At 41.5% G+C, this 287-nt stretch carries 1 protein-coding gene; it reads left to right on the top strand.

What is annotated here, in order from left to right; genetic code table 11:
- Window positions 1–287 (top strand): tautomerase family protein (locus AAEY75_RS14610; RefSeq protein ID WP_352259967.1); only part of this gene is annotated, 287 nt, incomplete at both ends.

Here is a 287-nt window from a genome sequence, read left to right as displayed (position 1 = left end):
CCATTTAACCATTCAAGTGACACCCAATGTCAGTATTGCTCACGAAGAATCATTCCTCAAAGCATTGAATAAGATCCTGTGGGACAGTGGACACTTTGGTAAAGCAACAGATATTAAAGCGCGCATTATTCGTGTTGAAACGTTTTTAGTGGGCGTTGAAGATGATGAGCAAGTCAATGGCTTTATTTATGCACATCTAAAAATCATGAGCGGTCGTGATATAAGTATCCGTAATCAGCTTGCTGAGCAATTGGTGACTACTATAGAGCAAACGCTGGGTGCTGAGC

This window comes from Psychrobacter sp. TB55-MNA-CIBAN-0194 (assembly GCF_040309505.1).
Lineage (GTDB): Bacteria > Pseudomonadota > Gammaproteobacteria > Pseudomonadales > Moraxellaceae > Psychrobacter > Psychrobacter fozii.
This window is presented reverse-complemented; position numbering and strand designations above follow the sequence as displayed.